At 50.8% G+C, this 18,658-nt stretch carries 15 protein-coding genes, 2 tRNA genes and 1 rRNA gene; 14 read left to right on the top strand and 4 right to left on the bottom strand.

Going from position 1 to position 18,658, the window contains the following annotated elements; translation table 11 throughout:
- Positions 1-232: 232 nt before the first annotated feature.
- From rrf to AC3WQT_RS25850, 3 genes are all read left to right on the top strand, one after another.
- Positions 233-345, top strand: a 5S ribosomal RNA gene (gene rrf / locus AC3WQT_RS25840).
- 200 nt (positions 346-545) lie between these two features.
- Positions 546-621 (top strand) — tRNA-Val (locus AC3WQT_RS25845).
- A gap of 32 nt (positions 622-653) precedes the next feature.
- Positions 654-730: transfer RNA gene (locus tag AC3WQT_RS25850), tRNA-Asp, on the top strand.
- Between the two features lie 586 nt (positions 731-1,316).
- Here AC3WQT_RS25850 and AC3WQT_RS25855 read toward each other — a convergent pair.
- Complete coding sequence (locus AC3WQT_RS25855) at positions 1,317-2,225, bottom strand: recombination-associated protein RdgC (RefSeq protein WP_492708413.1); 909 nt, start codon at positions 2,223-2,225, stop codon at positions 1,317-1,319.
- Positions 2,226-2,421: 196 nt separating this feature from the next.
- Here AC3WQT_RS25855 and AC3WQT_RS25860 point away from each other — a divergent pair, with 196 nt between their 5' ends.
- The 8 genes from AC3WQT_RS25860 to AC3WQT_RS25895 all read left to right on the top strand — a co-directional run bounded on the left by AC3WQT_RS25860 (position 2,422) and on the right by AC3WQT_RS25895 (position 11,286).
- Positions 2,422-2,952, top strand: coding sequence for a DUF6622 family protein (locus AC3WQT_RS25860; RefSeq protein WP_492708415.1), 531 nt, complete (start codon positions 2,422-2,424; stop codon positions 2,950-2,952).
- 149 nt (positions 2,953-3,101) lie between these two features.
- Positions 3,102-4,814: an arginine--tRNA ligase gene (argS, locus tag AC3WQT_RS25865; protein WP_492708416.1), complete on the top strand. Its 1,713-nt coding sequence runs from the start codon at positions 3,102-3,104 to the stop codon at positions 4,812-4,814.
- 41 nt (positions 4,815-4,855) lie between these two features.
- Positions 4,856-5,491: an SPOR domain-containing protein gene (locus AC3WQT_RS25870; RefSeq protein WP_492708417.1), complete on the top strand. Its 636-nt coding sequence runs from the start codon at positions 4,856-4,858 to the stop codon at positions 5,489-5,491.
- Positions 5,492-5,545: 54 nt separating this feature from the next.
- Positions 5,546-6,307 carry a thiol:disulfide interchange protein DsbA/DsbL gene (locus tag AC3WQT_RS25875; RefSeq protein WP_492708418.1) on the top strand — a complete coding sequence of 254 codons (762 nt, stop codon included), beginning with the start codon at positions 5,546-5,548 and terminating at the stop codon, positions 6,305-6,307.
- A 56-nt stretch (positions 6,308-6,363) separates the two neighbouring features.
- Positions 6,364-7,146 (top strand): SDR family oxidoreductase, encoded by a 783-nt coding sequence (locus tag AC3WQT_RS25880; RefSeq protein WP_492708420.1) that lies wholly within the window; start codon positions 6,364-6,366, stop codon positions 7,144-7,146.
- A 2-nt stretch (positions 7,147-7,148) separates the two neighbouring features.
- A complete protein-coding gene (locus AC3WQT_RS25885; protein WP_492708625.1) occupies positions 7,149-7,955 on the top strand; it encodes a helical backbone metal receptor in 807 nt (268 codons plus the stop codon).
- A gap of 164 nt (positions 7,956-8,119) precedes the next feature.
- Entirely contained in the window at positions 8,120-10,522 is a 2,403-nt protein-coding gene (locus tag AC3WQT_RS25890; RefSeq protein WP_492708421.1) for a TonB-dependent receptor plug domain-containing protein, read from the top strand.
- 224 nt (positions 10,523-10,746) lie between these two features.
- Positions 10,747-11,286 carry a carboxymuconolactone decarboxylase family protein gene (locus tag AC3WQT_RS25895; RefSeq protein WP_492708423.1) on the top strand — a complete coding sequence of 180 codons (540 nt, stop codon included), beginning with the start codon at positions 10,747-10,749 and terminating at the stop codon, positions 11,284-11,286.
- A gap of 32 nt (positions 11,287-11,318) precedes the next feature.
- Here AC3WQT_RS25895 and AC3WQT_RS25900 read toward each other — a convergent pair whose 3' ends face one another.
- The 3 genes from AC3WQT_RS25900 to AC3WQT_RS25910 all read right to left on the bottom strand — a co-directional run bounded on the left by AC3WQT_RS25900 (position 11,319) and on the right by AC3WQT_RS25910 (position 15,463).
- Positions 11,319-12,212, bottom strand: coding sequence for a DMT family transporter (locus AC3WQT_RS25900; protein WP_492708425.1), 894 nt, complete (start codon positions 12,210-12,212; stop codon positions 11,319-11,321).
- A gap of 56 nt (positions 12,213-12,268) precedes the next feature.
- Positions 12,269-13,411, bottom strand: coding sequence for an aspartate-semialdehyde dehydrogenase (locus AC3WQT_RS25905; protein WP_492708427.1), 1,143 nt, complete (start codon positions 13,409-13,411; stop codon positions 12,269-12,271).
- Between the two features lie 195 nt (positions 13,412-13,606).
- Positions 13,607-15,463, bottom strand: a complete 1,857-nt coding sequence (locus AC3WQT_RS25910; RefSeq protein WP_492708429.1) for a glycoside hydrolase family 13 protein — start codon at positions 15,461-15,463, stop codon at positions 13,607-13,609.
- A 261-nt stretch (positions 15,464-15,724) separates the two neighbouring features.
- Between AC3WQT_RS25910 and AC3WQT_RS25915 the strand changes: the two genes are divergently transcribed.
- The 3 genes from AC3WQT_RS25915 to AC3WQT_RS25925 all read left to right on the top strand — a co-directional run bounded on the left by AC3WQT_RS25915 (position 15,725) and on the right by AC3WQT_RS25925 (position 18,621).
- Complete coding sequence (locus AC3WQT_RS25915; RefSeq protein ID WP_492708431.1) at positions 15,725-16,624, top strand: hypothetical protein; 900 nt, start codon at positions 15,725-15,727, stop codon at positions 16,622-16,624.
- Positions 16,625-16,878: 254 nt separating this feature from the next.
- Positions 16,879-18,117, top strand: a complete 1,239-nt coding sequence (locus AC3WQT_RS25920) for a diguanylate cyclase domain-containing protein (RefSeq protein WP_492708433.1) — start codon at positions 16,879-16,881, stop codon at positions 18,115-18,117.
- 129 nt (positions 18,118-18,246) lie between these two features.
- Positions 18,247-18,621: a COG4315 family predicted lipoprotein gene (locus AC3WQT_RS25925; protein ID WP_492708435.1), complete on the top strand. Its 375-nt coding sequence runs from the start codon at positions 18,247-18,249 to the stop codon at positions 18,619-18,621.
- Positions 18,622-18,658 lie beyond the last annotated feature (37 nt).

The following is an 18,658-nucleotide window of genomic DNA, read 5'->3' on the forward strand; positions in this document are numbered from 1 at the left end:
TAGCAGGTTATAAACTGCGACAAGTATTGTGAAGTGTTTGCGAAAAGGGAGTTCGGAAGAATTCCACTTGTTCGACAACAGTCACAACCACTACCTCAAGCGATGGTCTCGCTTGGGGTAACAAAAAACTTGATTAGTGCGAATAAGATCGCACACTCTACGACACTTCTTCTGAATTGGATTTGTTGCCAGCTACAAACTAACGTAGCTATCAACGAATCAACAAGTTATGCCTGATGACCATAGCTAATCGGTACCACCCCTTCCCATCCCGAACAGGACCGTGAAACGATTACGCGCCAATGATAGTGCTGCAACCAGTGTGAAAGTAGGTTATCGTCAGGCTTTTATTCCGCATACCCCCACTCATGGACTTGAGTGGGGGTTTTGCTTTTAAGTGAGAATAGTCGATTTTATAAGCGGTTTCGCAGATTTTAGTGAAATAGCCAGGAAAAAGACTAGACAAGAAGCATAAAGATGAAGTATAATTTTGCTTCTGTTGATGTGGTGACACACATCAAGTTTATCTGACTAGGCAAGAATATGGGTGCTTAGCTCAGTTGGTAGAGCGGCGCCCTTACAAGGCGTAGGTCGGGAGTTCGAGCCTCTCAGCACCCACCACAGATAAACAGCAAGAACGGTTAAGTAGTTTCGGAGTGGTAGTTCAGTTGGTTAGAATACCGGCCTGTCACGCCGGGGGTCGCGGGTTCGAGCCCCGTCCGCTCCGCCAGTTATAAAGAAAAAAGACAAGCAATGCTTGTCTTTTTTTTCGTCCGCATTTTCCTGTAATCCAGGCAAGCATCAACGTTGCTCCACGAACGCCGCTGGAGCGCCAGCCCGGTAGCCTCCTGCCTGAGCAGGAGCGACGTATTAAGTTTTCAGGTTGAAATACCGGCATACGAATACAAGGGCTTGAACTCTCCCAACATTTCATCAAAAGCACAGAGGCTGCTGGCAGCCAGTGGCCCAGATTATAAGAAAGTCAGCCTCGACCCCAACGCTCCAGCGCAGACTGGAGCCCGTGTCGTTGTTTGATGTGTCGTGCGGTGAGCAAGATAGCGTTCGACAATGAAGAAGCGGCGAGGAAGCGCTACGCCCTGAAAATAAGATAAACCCAAGCAACAGAGTAAGAACAAAGAGCGCATATCGTTATATTGCCGTTCACTGCGCAATGAAGGCTGCTGGCAAGCAACTTGCCTTTCTTCTGTACCTCTGTATTGGGAGCTCTTAAAGTGGGTTATTAGTGCTGCACGCAAAGCAAAACCCCCGCCCAAATACTTGAGCGGGGGTTTTATGAGGCAAGAAGCGTCAGTTCATCACGCAGCCTGTGCGCTATCCATTTCACCATCCAGTGCAAACACTACATCGCTGAGCAAGCTTGCCAGCTCTGCAGTCATTAGCACAAAGTCCGCATCAAAACGCTCTTCTTCATTACTACCCTTGTCCTTGCTTTCATCGAGCACATCCAGTGGCTTAATGCGCTTGATTGTCAATGTGTCGGTCAGGACAAAGCTGACCTTGTCGTCCCAGGTCAGAGCCAGTTTGGTGCATTGTTTGCCAGCGGTAATATGCTTCTGGATATCGTCGGGTTCCAGTGTATAGCGAACATAACGCACGGTAGCCTTGTCTTCGGTCGAAGACTTGAGTTCTGTATCCTGGTCTATGGTAAAACCCTTGGGGGCTTCATTGCCAGCCAGCCAGCCTGTCATGGCTGCCTGTGGAGAAGTTTTGGTACGCAGGCCTTCGAGTGGCAGCTTGTCGCAGCATTTCAGTAAGAGCTTGATGACTTCATCTGCCTTGGATGGGCTGGAAGCATCGATGACCAGCCAGCGGTTTACCGGATCTATCCAGACATTGGTATTGCGCTTGACGCCAAAGGCGCGTGGCAGTAGTTCTTCCGTGATGCGCTCTTTCAGGTCTTTCATGGCCTTGCGGCCAGGTGCGAAGCCTTGTTCTTCTTCTATTTCCAGCGCACGGGCCTTGGTTACCTGATTGATAACGCTGGAAGGCAGCAATTTCTTTTCTGTCGCCAGCGAAATCAGGAACTGCTGATTGACGCTATGCACCAGTTGGTCATTATTGCGTGGCGATGCCCAGCCCTGGCTTTGCATCTCATTCGAAGCACATTGTGAGAAGGCGATGCGTGACAATTGGGTATGTAACTCCTCGGCAGTGATCTTCCAGGGAGTTGTCAGACGAAAAACTTGCAGATTCTTGAACCACATAGCGTATCCAGACGAAGAAAACCTAGCATTCTACACGTCTGCGCTGGGCCACTCACGACCAAAAACACCTCTTTCGCGGCAAGAAGTAACGCTTCGTCGCTTTCTGGCATACAGCCCGCACCAGCTTTGCAATACTTCTTCCATCGCAGCAAAACAAACACCCGAATCTACACTGACAGCACTCAAGGAGATCATCATGTTGAACCAAATCATCAGTAACACACCAATCTATGTATGGGCAATTCTGGGCTTTCTGGCATTTCGGGGTATCAAGTCCAGCGTAGACAGGGAATTGAAAGTCAGGACTATCGTTATCATCCCTCTGGTGATGCTGGCATTGTCGATACAAGGTATCTTGTCTGGTTTCGGCGCGGATCCTGTCGTACTGGCAGCATGGTTGGCGACGATGACTGTTGGTGCAGCTATCTCATGGAGTCTCGTCAATGACAATAATGTACGCATTCTGGCAGACAAGGGCACGGTGTTTTATCGTGGTAGCTGGGCACCACTGATCATGATGATGGCTATTTTTGTCATGAAATACATCGTCAATGTGGCTTTGCATGTGAATCCTGCCTTGCACACGAATACGCTGTTTGCTGTTACCAGCACTGCCTTGTTCGGTTTGTTTAACGGTTTGTTCCTGGGCAAAATGCTGCATGTGCTGATCATGTACAAACAAGCATTGTCTGCAAACTCCGTATTTACAAACTCTGCCGCAGCATAAAACGCGATGGAGCGTGAGGATGAGTAGTAATTGGTAACAAGAAGATGCAAGATTCGCTTGCGGCATCTCAGACAGGGGCAGGGTGAGACAGTATAATGTCCCCTGTCCTTATTTTATTTATTGTCAAAATACAATAAAAATTCTGTGCCATGCTAGCTGAACAAAAACAAGAATTACTGAAACTCTTCCAGAACGCGGTCGAACCCCTGCTGGTGGGTTCTGAACTCAATCCGACTATCTTGCTGGAGCGCCCGCGTGATCCTTCCCATGGTGATGCGGCTTGTAATATCGCCATGCAGATCGCCAAGCCGCTGCGCAAGAATCCGCGTGAACTGGCTCAGGCTATCGTTGCAGCAGTTGAGGCACAAAATCATCCGCTGGTTGCCAGTGTAGAGATCGCCGGCCCAGGCTTTATCAATATCCGCCTTACTGCGGCTGCCAAGCAGTCAGTCGTCAGCAATATCTTGCAAAAGGGCGCTGAATTTGGCAAAAGCCAGCGCGGTGCAGGTGAAAAAGTGGTGGTGGAATTTGTTTCTGCCAACCCTACCGGCCCGCTGCATGTGGGCCATGGCCGTCAGGGTGCATTGGGTGATGCCTTGTCTGCCTTGCTGGACGCGCAAGGCTATGACGTCAGTCGTGAGTTTTATTATAACGATGCGGGCGTACAGATCAATAACCTGGCTTTGTCAGTGCAAGCACGTGCCAAAGGTTTTGCGCCAGGCGATGCGAACTGGCCAGAATCTGCCTATAACGGTGACTATATCGCCGATATTGCACAGGATTTTTTAGCGAAACAGACAGTTTCTGCCGGCGATTGTCCTCCGGTGACTGCCAGTGGCGATGTTGACGATATCGACTCCATACGCCAGTTCAGTGTGACTTACCTGCGTCGTGAGCAGGATGCAGACTTGCTGGCTTTTGGCGTCAAATTCAATAATTACTATCTTGAGTCTTCACTGTACAAAGACAACAAGGTAGAGACTACGGTTACCGCGCTTAAGGCTGCTGGCAAGACCTATGAACAGGAAGGTGCCCTGTGGTTGCGCACCACTGACTATGGTGACGATAAAGATCGCGTCATGAAAAAGTCGGATGGCACTTATACTTACTTCGTCCCCGATGTGGCTTACCACGTCACCAAATGGGAGCGCGGTTACCGCAAGGCCATCAATATCCAGGGTAGTGACCACCATGGCACCATTGCCCGTGTGCGCGGTGGCTTGCAGGCCTTAAATGTTGGTATACCGCAAGGATACCCAGACTACATCCTGCACAAGATGGTCACCGTCATGAAGGATGGTGCCGAGGTCAAGATATCCAAACGTGCCGGTTCTTACGTCACCGTACGTGACCTGATCGAATGGTCTGGTGGCGGCGAAGAGCAGCGTGGCCGTGACGCCGTGCGTTTCTTCCTGATTTCCCGCAAGGCAGATACTGAATTTGTCTTTGATGTCGACGTTGCCCTGGCGCGTTCTGAGCAAAACCCGGTGTTCTATGTGCAATATGCCCACGCCCGGATTTGCCGCATGCTGGAACAGTTTTCTACTGATGAAACGGCATATGCTGCACTGACTACAGTTGATTTATCACCGCTGACAGCGCCAAGTGAAGCCAGTTTGCTGACCAAATTGGCCGAATATCCTGAAGTGCTGGAAAAAGCACTCGATGAACTGGGCCCGCATCAGGTGGCGTTTTACTTGCGTGAGCTGGCTGGCGAATTGCATAGTTATTATTTTGCCGAAAAGGTTTTGGTTGAAGATGAAGCAATCAAACTGGCCCGGTTGGCACTGGTGCTGGCAACCCGTCAGGTCTTGCGCAATGGCCTTGCGTTGATCGGTGTTTCAGCACCAACACAAATGTAAATGTATTGCCTCATCTAGCTAACGAAACTCGTCGGAGACGCATGAAAGCTCAACAAAACGCCCCAAAACAAAAGAATAGCCAGCGCGGCAGTACCCTGACTGGCATCATCATCGGCCTGGTAGTCGGTCTGGCTATTGCAGTGGGCGTGGCCATGGTGATTACCAAATCATCGACGCCATTCACGAATAAAAATGGCAAATCAGACAAGGCGGATGTCCCTTTGACGCAGTTGCAGGATCCCAACAAGCCCCTGTATGGCAATAAGGATGCTGCCAAAGAAGCCAATAAGGAGCTGACAGCCAGCAAACCGGCAGAAACCGTAGCACCACCCAAACCTCCTGAAGCCAAACCGCCTGAAAAAACGGCAGCAGAAAAAGCTGCCGAGCGGGCAGAACGAGCAGAAGCTGCCGCTGCAGCCAAGGCTGAAAATACAGACGAAAAATATATTTACTTTTTGCAGGTTGGTGCGTTTAAGGAACAGGTGGCAGCAGAAAACAGCCGTGCCAAGCTGGCCCTGATCGGTTTTGAAGCGCGTATCGTGGAAAAAACCTCAGATTCTGGCACCATGTACCATGTGCGCCTTGGCCCATATGCGCAATTGGAAACAATGAACCGTACCCGCGCCAGATTGTCAGACAATAGCGTGGATGTTGCGGTAGTGCGCACAGTCAAGTAACGGACGAATAAGTAAGCAATAAGTATTGAATAAGCGATCAATAAAGGAACCGTGATGCAATTCTTCAGCCAAATCAAACGCCGCATGTTCATGCTTGCCGCCTTGTCTTTGATGACAGCCGCAGCCAGTGCCAGCTCCACAGCACCACAGCCGGGTGTTGAATACCAGGTACTGAAACGTCCTCAGCCTGTAGACAGCGGTAAAAAAATTGAAGTCATTGAATTCTTTGGTTATTTTTGCCCGCATTGCCATGCGCTGGAACCCTTGATTGCTGAATGGGTTAAAAAACAGGGTGATAATATTTCCTTCAAGCGCATACACGTCAATTTTCATGACCTGGTGCCGCAACAAAAACTCTACTTCACCATGGAAGCCATGGGCAAGGCAGATGAATACCATATGAAGGCTTTTACCGCTTTCCACGTAGAACGCAATCGCCTGCAAACCGATGCCGACATCATGGAATTCGTCAGCAAGTCTGGCCTGGACAAGCAGAAATTTTCGGATATCTATAATTCATTCTCTATCACCAGCAAGCTCAGCCGCGCTACCCAACTGGCAAGTGCTTACCAGATTGACGGCGTACCTTCCATCGCAGTTGATGGCCGCTATGTGACTTCGCCCGTGCTGGCAGTAACTACCTCGACGACGCGCGTGACAGAGGAAATACAAAATCGCGCAGTCATACAAGTTCTGGACAGTTTGATCGCCAAGATACAAAAAGAGAAAAATGGCGCACCAGTAGCAGCGCCCGCCGCGGCTTCAGCCAGTGCGGCAGCTTCAGCATCAACAAAAGAGCTAGCCAAAAAGAAATAAATGCTAAGCTTGTGTTAACTAGTCCGCCACTCCGGCGGACTTTTTCATTGGACATCATGAAAACAGTCTTTATCACTGGCGCATCTTCCGGCATAGGCGCTGCGCTTGCCAGGGCCTATGCTGAGCAAGGTGCTACCCTGGGCTTGCTGGCGCGCCGTCAGGAAGTACTGGAAGAACTGCGGCAAAGCTTGCCTAATCCTGGCCAGCATCATATCTATGCAGTGGATGTCACCGACCATGCAGCATTGACCAGGGCGGCGAATGACTTCATGCAGGCAGTCGGGCAGGTGAACGTAGTGATTGCCAATGCCGGTATTTCAGTCGGTACACTCAGCGAGTATGCCGGTGACATCAAGGTGTTTGACAGCGTCTTGCAAACTAACCTGATAGCGACGGTAGCGACTTTTTCACCCTTCATCAATGCCATGAAAACCTATGCGCACACTATCGATTGCCGTCTGGTTGGCATAGGCAGTGTCGCCGGGATCCGGGGCTTGCCGGGTGCAGGTGCCTATTGCGCATCCAAGGCCGCCGTCATCAGTTATTGCGAATCGCTGCGGGTAGAATTGCGTGACAGCGGCATACGCGTCGTGACCATTGCACCGGGCTATATTGATACACCCATGACCAGGGGCAATCCCTACCCCATGCCCTTCCTGATGCCGGTCCAGGCTTTTTGCAACTCTGCATTAGGGACAATTGATGCTGGCAATACTTACCGTGTCATTCCCTGGCAAATGGGCGTGGTCGCCAAGCTGATGCGCATCTTGCCCAACGGGTTGTATGACGCAGTGTTCGCCAGGGCACGCCGTAAACCGCGTGCGGCAGACCAGGCATGAGCATGTTGATTGATGCGCTAGGTACGGTACATCAGCCGTATGTAGCTGAGGCCGGTGCAGACACCGGGGCTGAACCACGTATCGTCAGCCTGGTGCCTTCTGTCACTGAACTGGTTTGTGAATTGGGCTTGTCACGCTATCTGGTCGCGCGCACCGGTTTTTGCATACATCCCAAATCAGTCGTGCAGGCTATTCCCAAGATAGGCGGGACAAAAGACGTCAATATAGAAAAAATCCGCAAGCTGGCTCCCACTCATCTGATCGTCAACATTGATGAAAATGAAAAGCCAACAGTAGAAGCTCTGGCCAAATTTATCCCTAATGTAGTCGTCACCCATCCGCTGGTGCCGCGCGATAACCTGGCGCTATATCAATTGCTGGGCGGGATATTTGGTGCACAAGAAAAAGCGCAGGATTTGTGTAGCAGGTTCGACCTTGCCTATGCAGCACTGGATCCCACACCAGCCATTTCTCAACAAGTCATATATTGCATCTGGCAAGACCCGTGGATGACCGTTAGCCGCGATACCTATATTGCCGCCATGCTGGCCCTGATAGGCTGGCAAACCTGGTCACCTTCAAATAGCATTTTGCGTTATCCCGGCTTTCAGTGGGCTAGTGCGCTGCAACATCCCATCGACAGGGTATTGCTGTCGACTGAACCTTACCGCTTCACCGAAAGCCATGTGGATGCACTGGAGAAACAGCTGGGCTTGCCCGTACAACTGGTCGATGGCGAAATGTTGTCATGGTACGGCAGCAGGGCGATTGCCGGTTTGCAATACCTGAAGCAGTTAGCCAAGCAATAAGGTTATGCAATTCTGCGTATCAGCGCCAAATTCGAAATACGTCTATACAATTTACACAAAAATGCCACACTGCATAGCACAATAATTGACACTCTAATATCTGGACAACCATACTTCTGGGCATACCAGTTAAGGTTTTCTATATATTCTTGGAGAAGTTTGTTATGAGTAAGATGCGCAAAGCGATTTTACTTGCCCTGTATGGTGCAAGTGCTGTAACAGTTTTCACCCCGGCCATGGTCAATGCGCAAACTGCTCCTGCAGCAGAAAAAGCGGCTGACCCCGCCATGCAAACCATGACTATTGTTGGCTCCCGTCGCGCCAACACCAGCGCCACCAATACCCCTCTGCCTGTCGATTTTATCTCGGTCTCCAAAGCTGCAGAGCAAGGTGGTCAGTTTGACCTGGCACAGACTTTGGCGAATATTTCCCCATCTTTCAATTCCACCCGCCAGACCGGTGCCGATGGTGCCGATCTGGTGGATTCTGCGGCCCTGCGTGGCCTGGGTTCAGACCAGACCCTGGTGCTGGTGAATGGCAAACGCCGTCATACCGTAGCGCTGGTGAACTTGTTCGGTGCCCGTAACCGCGGCAATACTGGTACTGACCTGAATGCGATTCCCGTCATGGCCATCAGCAATGTGCAAGTCTTGCGTGATGGCGCGGCTGCCCAGTACGGCTCTGACGCGATTGCCGGTGTCATGGACATCACTCTCAAGAAAAGCCTGGGTTGCGAAGCCAGCTTTGGTTACAGCCAGTATTCTGTCGGCGATGGTAAAAACTACCTGCCATCAGCCTATTGCGGTATCGCTCTGGGTGAAAAAGGCGTATTGGGTATCACGGTGGAATACACTGATCGTGGCCGCTCCAACCGCGCTGACCCGGGCAACCCACGTACCATTGGTGATACCAAGGTCACCGGCCCTACGGTTTACCTGAATGGTGAAGTACCTAACGGTGGCAATGACAAACTGTATTTCACTCTGGGCACACAGCAACGCAAGGCATCTTCAGCTGCCTGGGCACGCGGTGGTATAGGTTCTGACGACATTCCTTCGCGCAATTCTGCTGCCATGTATCCGAATGGTTTTGTGCCTTATATCAATGGCGATATCAATGACATCTACGGTACCGTAGGCTATAAATGGGACATCGGCGAATGGCGTGCTGACCTGTCGCAGACTTATGGTTTCAATGAACTGAAGTACAACATCAGCAATACCATCAATGCCTCGATTGCCAACAAGGATTTGCTGGCAGGCGGCAAGGGCATCAGCCCCAGCCGTTTTGATGCAGGTGGTTTTTCTTTCTCGCAAGCGACGACTAATCTGGATTTCAGCCGTTTCTTTGACGGTTTCATGAATGGTGTCAATGTCGCCTTCGGCGCTGAATACCGTCGTGAAAACTACAAGATTACTGCAGGTGAACCAGGTTCTTACAATGATGTCGATGGCCTGGGTTTTGGTGGCAATGCTGGTAGCCAGGGTTTCCCCGGCTTCCAGCCTGGTGACCGTACTGACAAAAACAGAAATAGTATCGCTGCCTATGTCGATGTAGAAACCGACATCACAAACCGTTTCAAGCTGCAGACAGCAGTCCGTGGCGAGCGTTACAGCGACTTTGGCTCTACCCTGACTGGCAAACTGGCAGGCAGTTACAAGGTGTCTGATGATGTCCTGATGCGTGGCTCTATCAGCACAGGTTTCCGCGCACCGTCGCTGCAGCAGGTGTATTTCTCATCCACATTCACTGACTTCATCAGCGGCAAGCCCATGGATGTGGTGTTGGCACCAAATGGCGGTGCAGTGGCGAATGCCGCAGGCATACCCAAGCTCAAGGATGAAACCTCGAAAAACTACACTCTGGGTCTGACCTATAAGCCGAACAATGCTTTCGCGATGACGGCTGATTTGTATCGCATCGATATCGCTGACCGCATTGTCTTGTCTGGTCGTTTTGATGCCGACAATTACCCGGCTTTAGGTTCTACTTTGCAGGCGCTGGGTGTAGGCCAGGCACAGTTTTTCGTGAATTCCATCAATACCAAGACCCAGGGTCTGGATTTGACGGCTTCCCACAAAACCAATCTGGGTGCAGGTAAATTGTCTACTTATCTGGGTTTGAACTACAGCAAGACTGAAGTCACGAAAGTCACAGCGCCACCATCCCTGAAAGGCTATGAAGACGTATTGCTGTCTGAACGTGAACGTCTGTTCATAGAACAGGGTGGCCCAAGAATGAAAGCCACTCTGGCCTTCAATTATGACCAGGGTCCATGGTCAGGCGAGTTCAAGGTCATCCACTATGGATCACAAACCCTGGGCACTTTCTCTGGCACAGCCGCTGGTGTACCAAATGCCTACTATGAGCCAAAAACCTCGGCTGACGTGGCTTTGACCTATGCCTTCAATGACACCACCAAGCTGACCATAGGCGGCAATAATGTGTTCAACGTCAAACCTACACGTCAGGACCCGAATGAAACCGACAATGGTTTCTACTATGACAGCGTACAGTTTGGCCTGGGTGGCGCTTCTTACTTCCTGAAACTCTGGAAGAAGTTTTAATCTGTTATTTTAGTAGGTGATGCAAGAGCTATTGCGTTCGCATTAAAAGAATCGGCCTGGATGCATATCAGGCCGATTCTTTTATTCCATAATTCCAGTATACGGAATAATGAATTTCTAAATACGAGGATTCTTTTATTTTCAGGAATAAGGCAAAGTGACACCATTCGCTGTACTGACACGAAACGCGAAATCCCTTAAACCAGATCTGAATGGAAACTCACATGTCCCGCATCACTATTCCTGCAGTAGAACAATCCCCGGCAGCATCACAGGCTTTACTGGCTGCAGTGAACCAGCAATTGGGCATGGTGCCTAATTTGATGAAGCTGGTAGGCAATAGCCCGGCTGCACTGGAAGCTTATTTGTCACTCAGCGGCGCGTTGGCCAAAGGCAGCCTGAGCGCGCAACTGCGTGAACGTATTGCACTGACTATGGCGGAATACAATGGCTGCGAATACTGTCTGGCAGCGCATGCTTATCTGGGTAAAAATCTGGCGAAACTCAGCGATGCAGACATAGCTGCGGCGCGCAGCGCCGAGGCTGCAGATGCAAAAAGCAATGCGGCTCTGCAATTTGCCCGCCAGGTTGCAGAACAACATGGCCGCGTCAGTGATGCAGCATTGGCTAATGTGCGTGCAGCAGGCTTTGATGAAGCCGCTGTCATAGAAATTGTCGTGAATGTGGCCTTGAATGTATTGACTAACTATGTCAACAACGTCGCTCACACAGACGTGGATTTTCCTGCTGTCAGTTTGCGTTAATTTTAAGGCAGAAAAATCACTATCGAAACAGATCAGGTTTTGTTGGTCAAAGTCACCCCGGCAATGACCAGCAAACCACCGACTATCATGGACGGCAGGATAGGTTCACCCAATATCAGCGCACCCAGGCTGATACCAAATACCGGCACCAGATTATTGAATACCGCGGTGCGTGAAGGGCCTATGCTTTTCACGCCTTCGTAGTACCAGACAAAACCAATCACCGTGCCAAATGCACCCAGATATACCAGCGAAGCCAGCACCTGCCAGCTCATGTGGGCAGGTTCAAAGCGTGGCAATTCCAGTACCGCACCCAGACCCAGCAAGAGCAAGCCCCAAAGTGAAGCGTAAGTCGTGGCTGCGATGGGCGATAGTCCTTTCAGGGCATGCCTGCCTATGATGGTATAGGCGGCCCAGCCACAGATCGCGGTCAGCATGAATAGCTCGCCCTTGCCCAGCGATTGCGATAAATCATGCACGGCACTCATCAAGTCGCCACGGGTAATCACTACTGCTGCACCAGCAAATGCAATCATGATGCCCAGCCAGCGTATCTTGCTCAGTCTTTCTCCAAACAGCAAGGCCAGTGCCAGCGCGGTGACTATCGGGTTCAGGGCAACAAACAGGGCAGTGCGTCCGGCTGGCATATTTTCCAGTGCGGCAAAAAAGCACAGGTTATACAAAAAGATGCCAGTCGCACCCAGTGCAAAGGTCGCATGCATTTGCTGTCTGCTGAGTTTGGGCAAGCCACCCTCCAGTCGCCATGCCAGCAATAGCAACAAGACACTGGCGACTGCGAAGCGGATAAAGGCCGCAATCATATGCGGTATCTCTTTGGCGACCAGACGCCCGGCGATGAAGGTGCCACCCCAGAACAGGGCGACACAGACAAGTTTCAGATAAGTGGAGACAGGGGCTTTGTTCACGATGGTCCAGGCTATGCAAAATTGCTTAGCCTACACCAAAATCTGACCCGCTGTTTTTATCTGCGCATGTTGCTCAAGCCTTGCTGGTAAATAACTTCGGCTATCTGTATGGCATTCAGAGCAGCACCCTTGCGCAGATTGTCGCCACTGACGAACATTGCCAGACCATGTGCTACCGTGGGGTCAGGGCGCACCCGGCCAACGAACACAGGGTCGCGGCCAGTCGCCATCAAGGGATTGGGCACTTCCGTAACAATTACGCCAGCGGCACTGTGCAGTAACTCAAGCGCGGCATCTGCAGAAATGTTCTGCTCAAATTCTGCATTGATGGACAGTGAATGTCCCGTAAATACGGGGACGCGCACACAGGTGCAGGAAACATTCAATTCGGGAATACCAAGTATCTTGCGGCTCTCATTACGGAACTTGATTTCCTCTTCAGTATAACCGTCTTCGACAATTTGATAGTTGTAGGGCACGACATTGTATGCAATCGGTACCTGCCATTTCTTCGGCGCGGGAAAGTCTATGCCCTCACCATCATTGACCAGCTTGGTGCAGTCATCACCTGCTTTTTGCAATTGGCTTGCCAGTTCTTCCACGCCCGCAACACCACCACCCGACACAGCCTGATAAGTGCTGACGACCAGACGCCGCAGGCCAGCCTTATCATGCAAGGGCTTCAGCACAGGCATGGCTGCCATGGTCGTGCAGTTGGGGTTTGCGATGATGCCCTTGGGGATATTTGCCAGGTCATGAGGATTGACTTCTGCTACCACCAGCGGTACGGCAGGGTCCATGCGCCAAGCGGATGAATTGTCGATGACCAGCGCGCCCGCAGCCGCGACTATGGGTGCCAGGCGTAATGAGGTGTCTCCACCCGCCGAGAAAAACACGACATCGAGGCCAGAATAATCAGCCGTCGCCGCATCTTCGACGATGATTTGTGTATCTTTCCAGTCCAGTGTTTTTCCGGCAGAGCGCGCAGAAGCAAACAAACGTAGTGAGCGTACCGGGAAGTTGCGCTCTTCCAGCAGCTTACGCATGAATTCACCGACCAGACCAGTCGCGCCGACTACGCCTACATGTATGCCATGTGGGTAGCGCTCAAGCGACAGGACAGAGCGTGCCGGTCGCGGTGGGCTGGCTATTGAAGCCTGATGGTCTTGACGATTTTGATTGTCAGAATATGATGTCATGTAAATCTCCTTAAAGTGGCCGGGAGACAGGCATCAATCTATATGCACCCACCTCGTAGGCGGGTTGCGAAAAAATGAAAAAGCGCTAACCCACCATTGCGATAATGGTGGTCTTAATGCTCAGCGTGGATGCAAATGTGCTTTTCATGAATTGATGGTAACAGACTTGATAAAGACGATCAAGCAGGCCCCTGCTTACTTGATTTCCAGCAGCAGGACGCCGCGTGCAGGCACTTTTATTTTCTGCGCCATTTCAAATTCCTGTCCACTGAATACATCTTTAGCCTTTGCACTCGTGGTTAATATTTCGGCAAAGCGCGCTGTCACCAGCTCTGTATCGGCAGTATTTTTATTCATCACCACCATGAACTTGCGCTTCTGGTCATAGCGGAAATATACATAGATACCATCCTGTGGCGCAAAGTGCATGAGTTTGCCGCTGTGGATGGCGCTCTGGGTCTTGCGCCAGGTCAGCAGTTTTTTGATAAAGGTCTGCGCTTCCAGTTGTCTGGCAGTCAACCCTGCACCTGTGAAAGCATTCACTGCATCATCTGCCCAACCACCCGGAAAGTCTTTTCGAAAAGCGCCATCATCCCTGTGCTTGGTACTGGTCATCAAAATCTCGGTGCCATAGTAAAACTGTGGCGTGCGCGGCATGGTGGCGACATAGGTGATCGCCATCTTGAACAAATCCAGGTCTTCATCCAGGGCGCTGTACAAACGGCTGACATCATGATTGCCCTCAAACAGTACCATAGACGATGGTTGCGGATAAAGCTGGTCATTGATCAGCGCTTCATACAAAGTGGCAAAACCGGAATGCAGGTTCTCTGGTGCCACCAGGGCTTTGCGCAGTGTGTCATGCAAGGGGTAATCCATCATGCTGGGCATGTGTGAGACATAGCCATTGGCATTTTTATGCCCGCGCAGCCAGTGTGCTACCAGATTGGGATTATCCGACCACTCTTCACCGACCAGTGTCAGTTGCGGGTATTCCTGCATGACGCGGCGTGACCACTCTGTTAAAAAGGCCGGATCAGAATAGCCATAGGTGTCTGCCCGTATCCCTGCCAGCCCGGCACACTCTATCCACCAGATAGTGTTTTGTATCTGGTAATTCGCCACCAGCGGGTTACGCTGGTTCATGTCTGGCATATGTACTTCAAACCAGCCCTGGGTGAAATTCTTTTTATCGATGGCAGATGCATACGGGTCACTGACCGTGGTGCGCGCATGATAGGTGGGTACAAATTCACTGCTGTAGCTGAGCCAGTCTTTGCCGGGTAAATCTTTCATCCACCAGTGGCCGTCACCGATATGATTCAGCACGATATCCTGGATCACGCCTATGCCCTTCTTTTTGGCTTCGGCCACCAGCTGGAGATATTCTTCATTGCTGCCCAGGCGTGCATCGACCTTGTAATGGTCGGTAGCCGCATAGCCATGGTAAGAATATGTCTGCTGATTATTCTCCACTACCGGCGTAGGCCAGAGCATGGTGTATCCCATACTGGCGATATAGTCGAGGTGATCGCGTATGCCCTTGAGGTCACCACCATGGCGGCTGGCGCTGGCGTCATTGCGGTCCAGCTTGTCGGCAAAGCCGGGCAGGCTGTCATTACCGGTATCGCCATTGGCAAAACGGTCAGGCATGAGATTCAGGATTGCGTCTGTCGGGCCAAAGCCGCGCCGTTCTGCTGAACCTTTTTCACGTGCCTTGAGTTCGTAGGGAATGCCAAATTTTTGTCCCCCATGCTGCATACTGATATTGAATTTACCCGCGTGAGTGCCTGGTGAAATCTGTAAATCCAGAAACAGATAATTGGGGTTACTGAGCTTGCGCACGTCCTTGATTTGCACGCCAGGGTAATCAATGTGTGGTGTGTAGGTGGCAATTTCTTTGCCGTGCAACATGACTTGCAGCTTGTCACTCTTCATTCCTACCCACCAAAAGCCGGGTTCTACATGTTCCGCGGATGGCTGCGCTTGTACAAATAACGGTGCTAGCGATAGCAAACAGATGGACAAGCGTATAAAGTCAGTGATTTTCACTGTGTCTCCTGATGAGTTAATTTATATTTGTTTTGTACTTAAACTACATATTTATGTAAATTTTAAATTATCAGGGTAATTTATGGAATTTATTTAGATTTATAATGTTGTTTGGCTACATTGCCTCTGGGGAGAGAAAATTGGCTAAGAGAGTTTAAAGCTGGAAATGTGGTAGGATTCTGCCTCTTTTTTAAGCTTCACTCTGGCTTGGTATTTGATATTTTATAGACTGTCAAATCGGCCTGAGCTAAAGCAGTACAAGTGCATTACGCAGAAGCGGCGGCGCGCATCAAGGGAGGATATATGCAGGACATTTCAAATTTAAATTCCATTTTCAGTGACGTGCAGGCTTTGCAAAGCAAGCTGAAATCCAGGTTGGCCGATGTGGAGCAAAATGCAGACAAGTTCAAGGCGGCGCTGCAGGCAGCAGCCAAGCCTGAAGCCAAGGCTGAGTTAGTGTCTGCCATTAAGGAAAAAGCCAAAGCAGCTTCGAGTGATGACCGCCAGACTTCTGAGCTTGCGTCACAGATACAAGCCACCTTGATAGCATTGCGCGACCAAATTCAGCCGCAGATTGCTGCCGCACCTGTTCATAACATCACAGTGAACTCCGCGAGTGCAGCAAATAATACGGGCACTGCCAGCAGTAGCTCCGTCAGCAGCAATGCAGCCGCCACTAAGTCCGCAACCTCAACTACAGCTTCATCGGCGACAGTTCCCGCAGCCACGCCACCGGCTGTACCCACCACAACCATTGCGGCAGTCAACCCTACCCACGCCGCTTACAGAGTGTATGACCCGGCTAATCCATCGGCTTTTGCCATGCCTTCCAATCCTGGTGGTGGTCCCAATCTGCTGGCGGCAGATCTGGTCTTTAATCCTGATCCAAGACCAGATTCGGTAAATTCTATCAAGCGCCCGACAGCAGAACAGGGTTCTGTCGAATGGGGTGAGCAATTGAAGAATTATGAAGTCGCTTATGAAAAATTGAGCAAGGAGAATAACGTCTGGAACCAGAAAAACATACAGATGCGTAACCAGACGCTGGCGGCTTCACCTTATGCAGCATTTGTCACTACCAGTGGTGGCGTTAATCTGGCGGCACAAACCGATCCTTTCTATCTGGCCTCTCTGGCAGACCCGACCAGAGCACCAGCTTAGTTGTCAATTTTGCAGGCTCACTTCTTGCCCGGGTGAGCCTGCTCCCGATTTTCGTGCCGCAGCAAACCTCCCTGAATTGAGTGCTGCAGCAAAGTGAAAACTCGTAAAATCCCCCGTTTTGCTCCCATTTCACGCTCGTAATCTACGATAATGAATTGTATAAAGCTAGAACGCATCTCACCCTATTTATGAAATGAGTTCTACTAAAAATATCCGAGACAAATTGCGCAGCCGCGCATGGCTTAGGGGCAATCATGAGTTTCCGGGTGAAGTTCAATCTGGTCTTATTGCTGACTTTTGCACTGGCATTGCTACTGGCGACAGCCTATTATAAAAACGAAGTCCAGAAGGCCACGCTGGAAGAAGTCAAGCACGAGGCCAGGCTCAGCTTGCAAGCCGCACTGGCGATACGCTCCTATTCTTCCCAGCATGTCAAAGCCGATTTTAGTCAGGGACAATTCAAGCCTGACGATATTCCGGCATTTGTGACCATGGAAACCATGCGTCTGCTGTTTGAAAAATACCCTGGCTACCAATATTCCGAAACAGTATTAAACCCCCTGAATCTTGCCAACATGGCGCGTGAACCCTGGATCAGGGAAGTCATAGATAATTACCGGTCTGGCCGCACTCCCTATGCGGATGCAGAAATCACGACTTATGTACGGGATAAAACCTTGCATCTGGTCAGGCCCATCAAAATCCGCGATGTCACCTGCATGGCTTGTCACGGCAAAGTCGCAGATGCACCGGCTGGCATGGTCAGGATTTATGGCAATACCCATGGCTATGGCTGGAAGATGGATGAAATCGTCGGTGTGCAAACCGTGACTGTGCCGCTGGACAGATCAAGAGAGCGCAGTGCAGCGGCTTTTCAACGCTTCCTGTGGCCACTGGTGGCGGTGTTTACGCTGTTGTTTGCTACCTTGAATATCTTGCTGCAATACTGGGTATTGAACCCTCTGAGCAGGCAAAACCTGAACCTGAATCGTCTGGCGACAACAGACTCGCTGACAGGCATCTTGAACCGGCGCGCCTTCATGGATCACTTCCAGCTAGAAATGGAAGCCGCCCGCTACAAGTCTGAACCCTTGTCGGTGCTGGTATTTGACCTTGACCATTTCAAGGCCATCAATGACACCCATGGCCATGCCCAGGGTGATCAGGTCTTGCGTGCTACGGCAAATCTGGTCAAGGGAGCGTTGCGCTCGAATGATCAACTGGCGCGCATAGGTGGCGAAGAATTTGCCCTGCTCTTGCCACACACCAGCACTGCGGGTGCCCAGGGGCTGGCAGAAAATCTTCGCAAGCTCATGGAGCATCAAAGTCTGCAAGACTCCCCGGCCACGACAGGCAGTTTTGGCATCGCCACCTGGGATGGTCGGGAAAGCCGTGAACGTTTATTGAAGCGGGCCGATGAAGCCATGTACGCTGCCAAAGCCGCAGGCCGCAATTGCATCGTCGCTGATGAAGGCCGCGTGAAAACTACCTGAAAAAATATTTTTCATTTTGCTGGAATAAAGTCTGACCGGCTTACGTATATCCCTGTGTAAGCACTGCACAAAAGCTGCTTGCAAGTGAGCAGCCAGTATTATTCCCTTTAAACTATCAGGAGTATGTTGATGAAAACCAGACAAATTTGCCTTGCCCTGTTGACCAGCGCCGCCTTCATTTGCGGGTTTGCACAAGCCCAGTCTGCACCCAAGGTCGCGGATGGCGTGCTTGTCAGTGATACAGGTATGACTTTATACAGCTTCGACAAGGATGTGGCCGGTAGTGGCAAAAGCACTTGCAATGGACCTTGCGCGGCTAACTGGCCGCCGGTAGCTGTGCCAGCCAAACTGCCGTCCGGTAAATATTCTGTCGTCACCCGCGATGATGGCAGCAAGCAACTGGCCTATGACGGCAAGCCTTTGTACTTGTATGCGGCTGATAAAAAAGCAGGTGAGCGCACTGGTGACAATTTTAAAAATGTCTGGCACCTGGTCAAGGAATAAAGCATGCCCTGCCTTATCGGCGTTACGTCTCTTGGTG

This window comes from Undibacterium sp. FW305-107 (genome assembly GCF_058788535.1).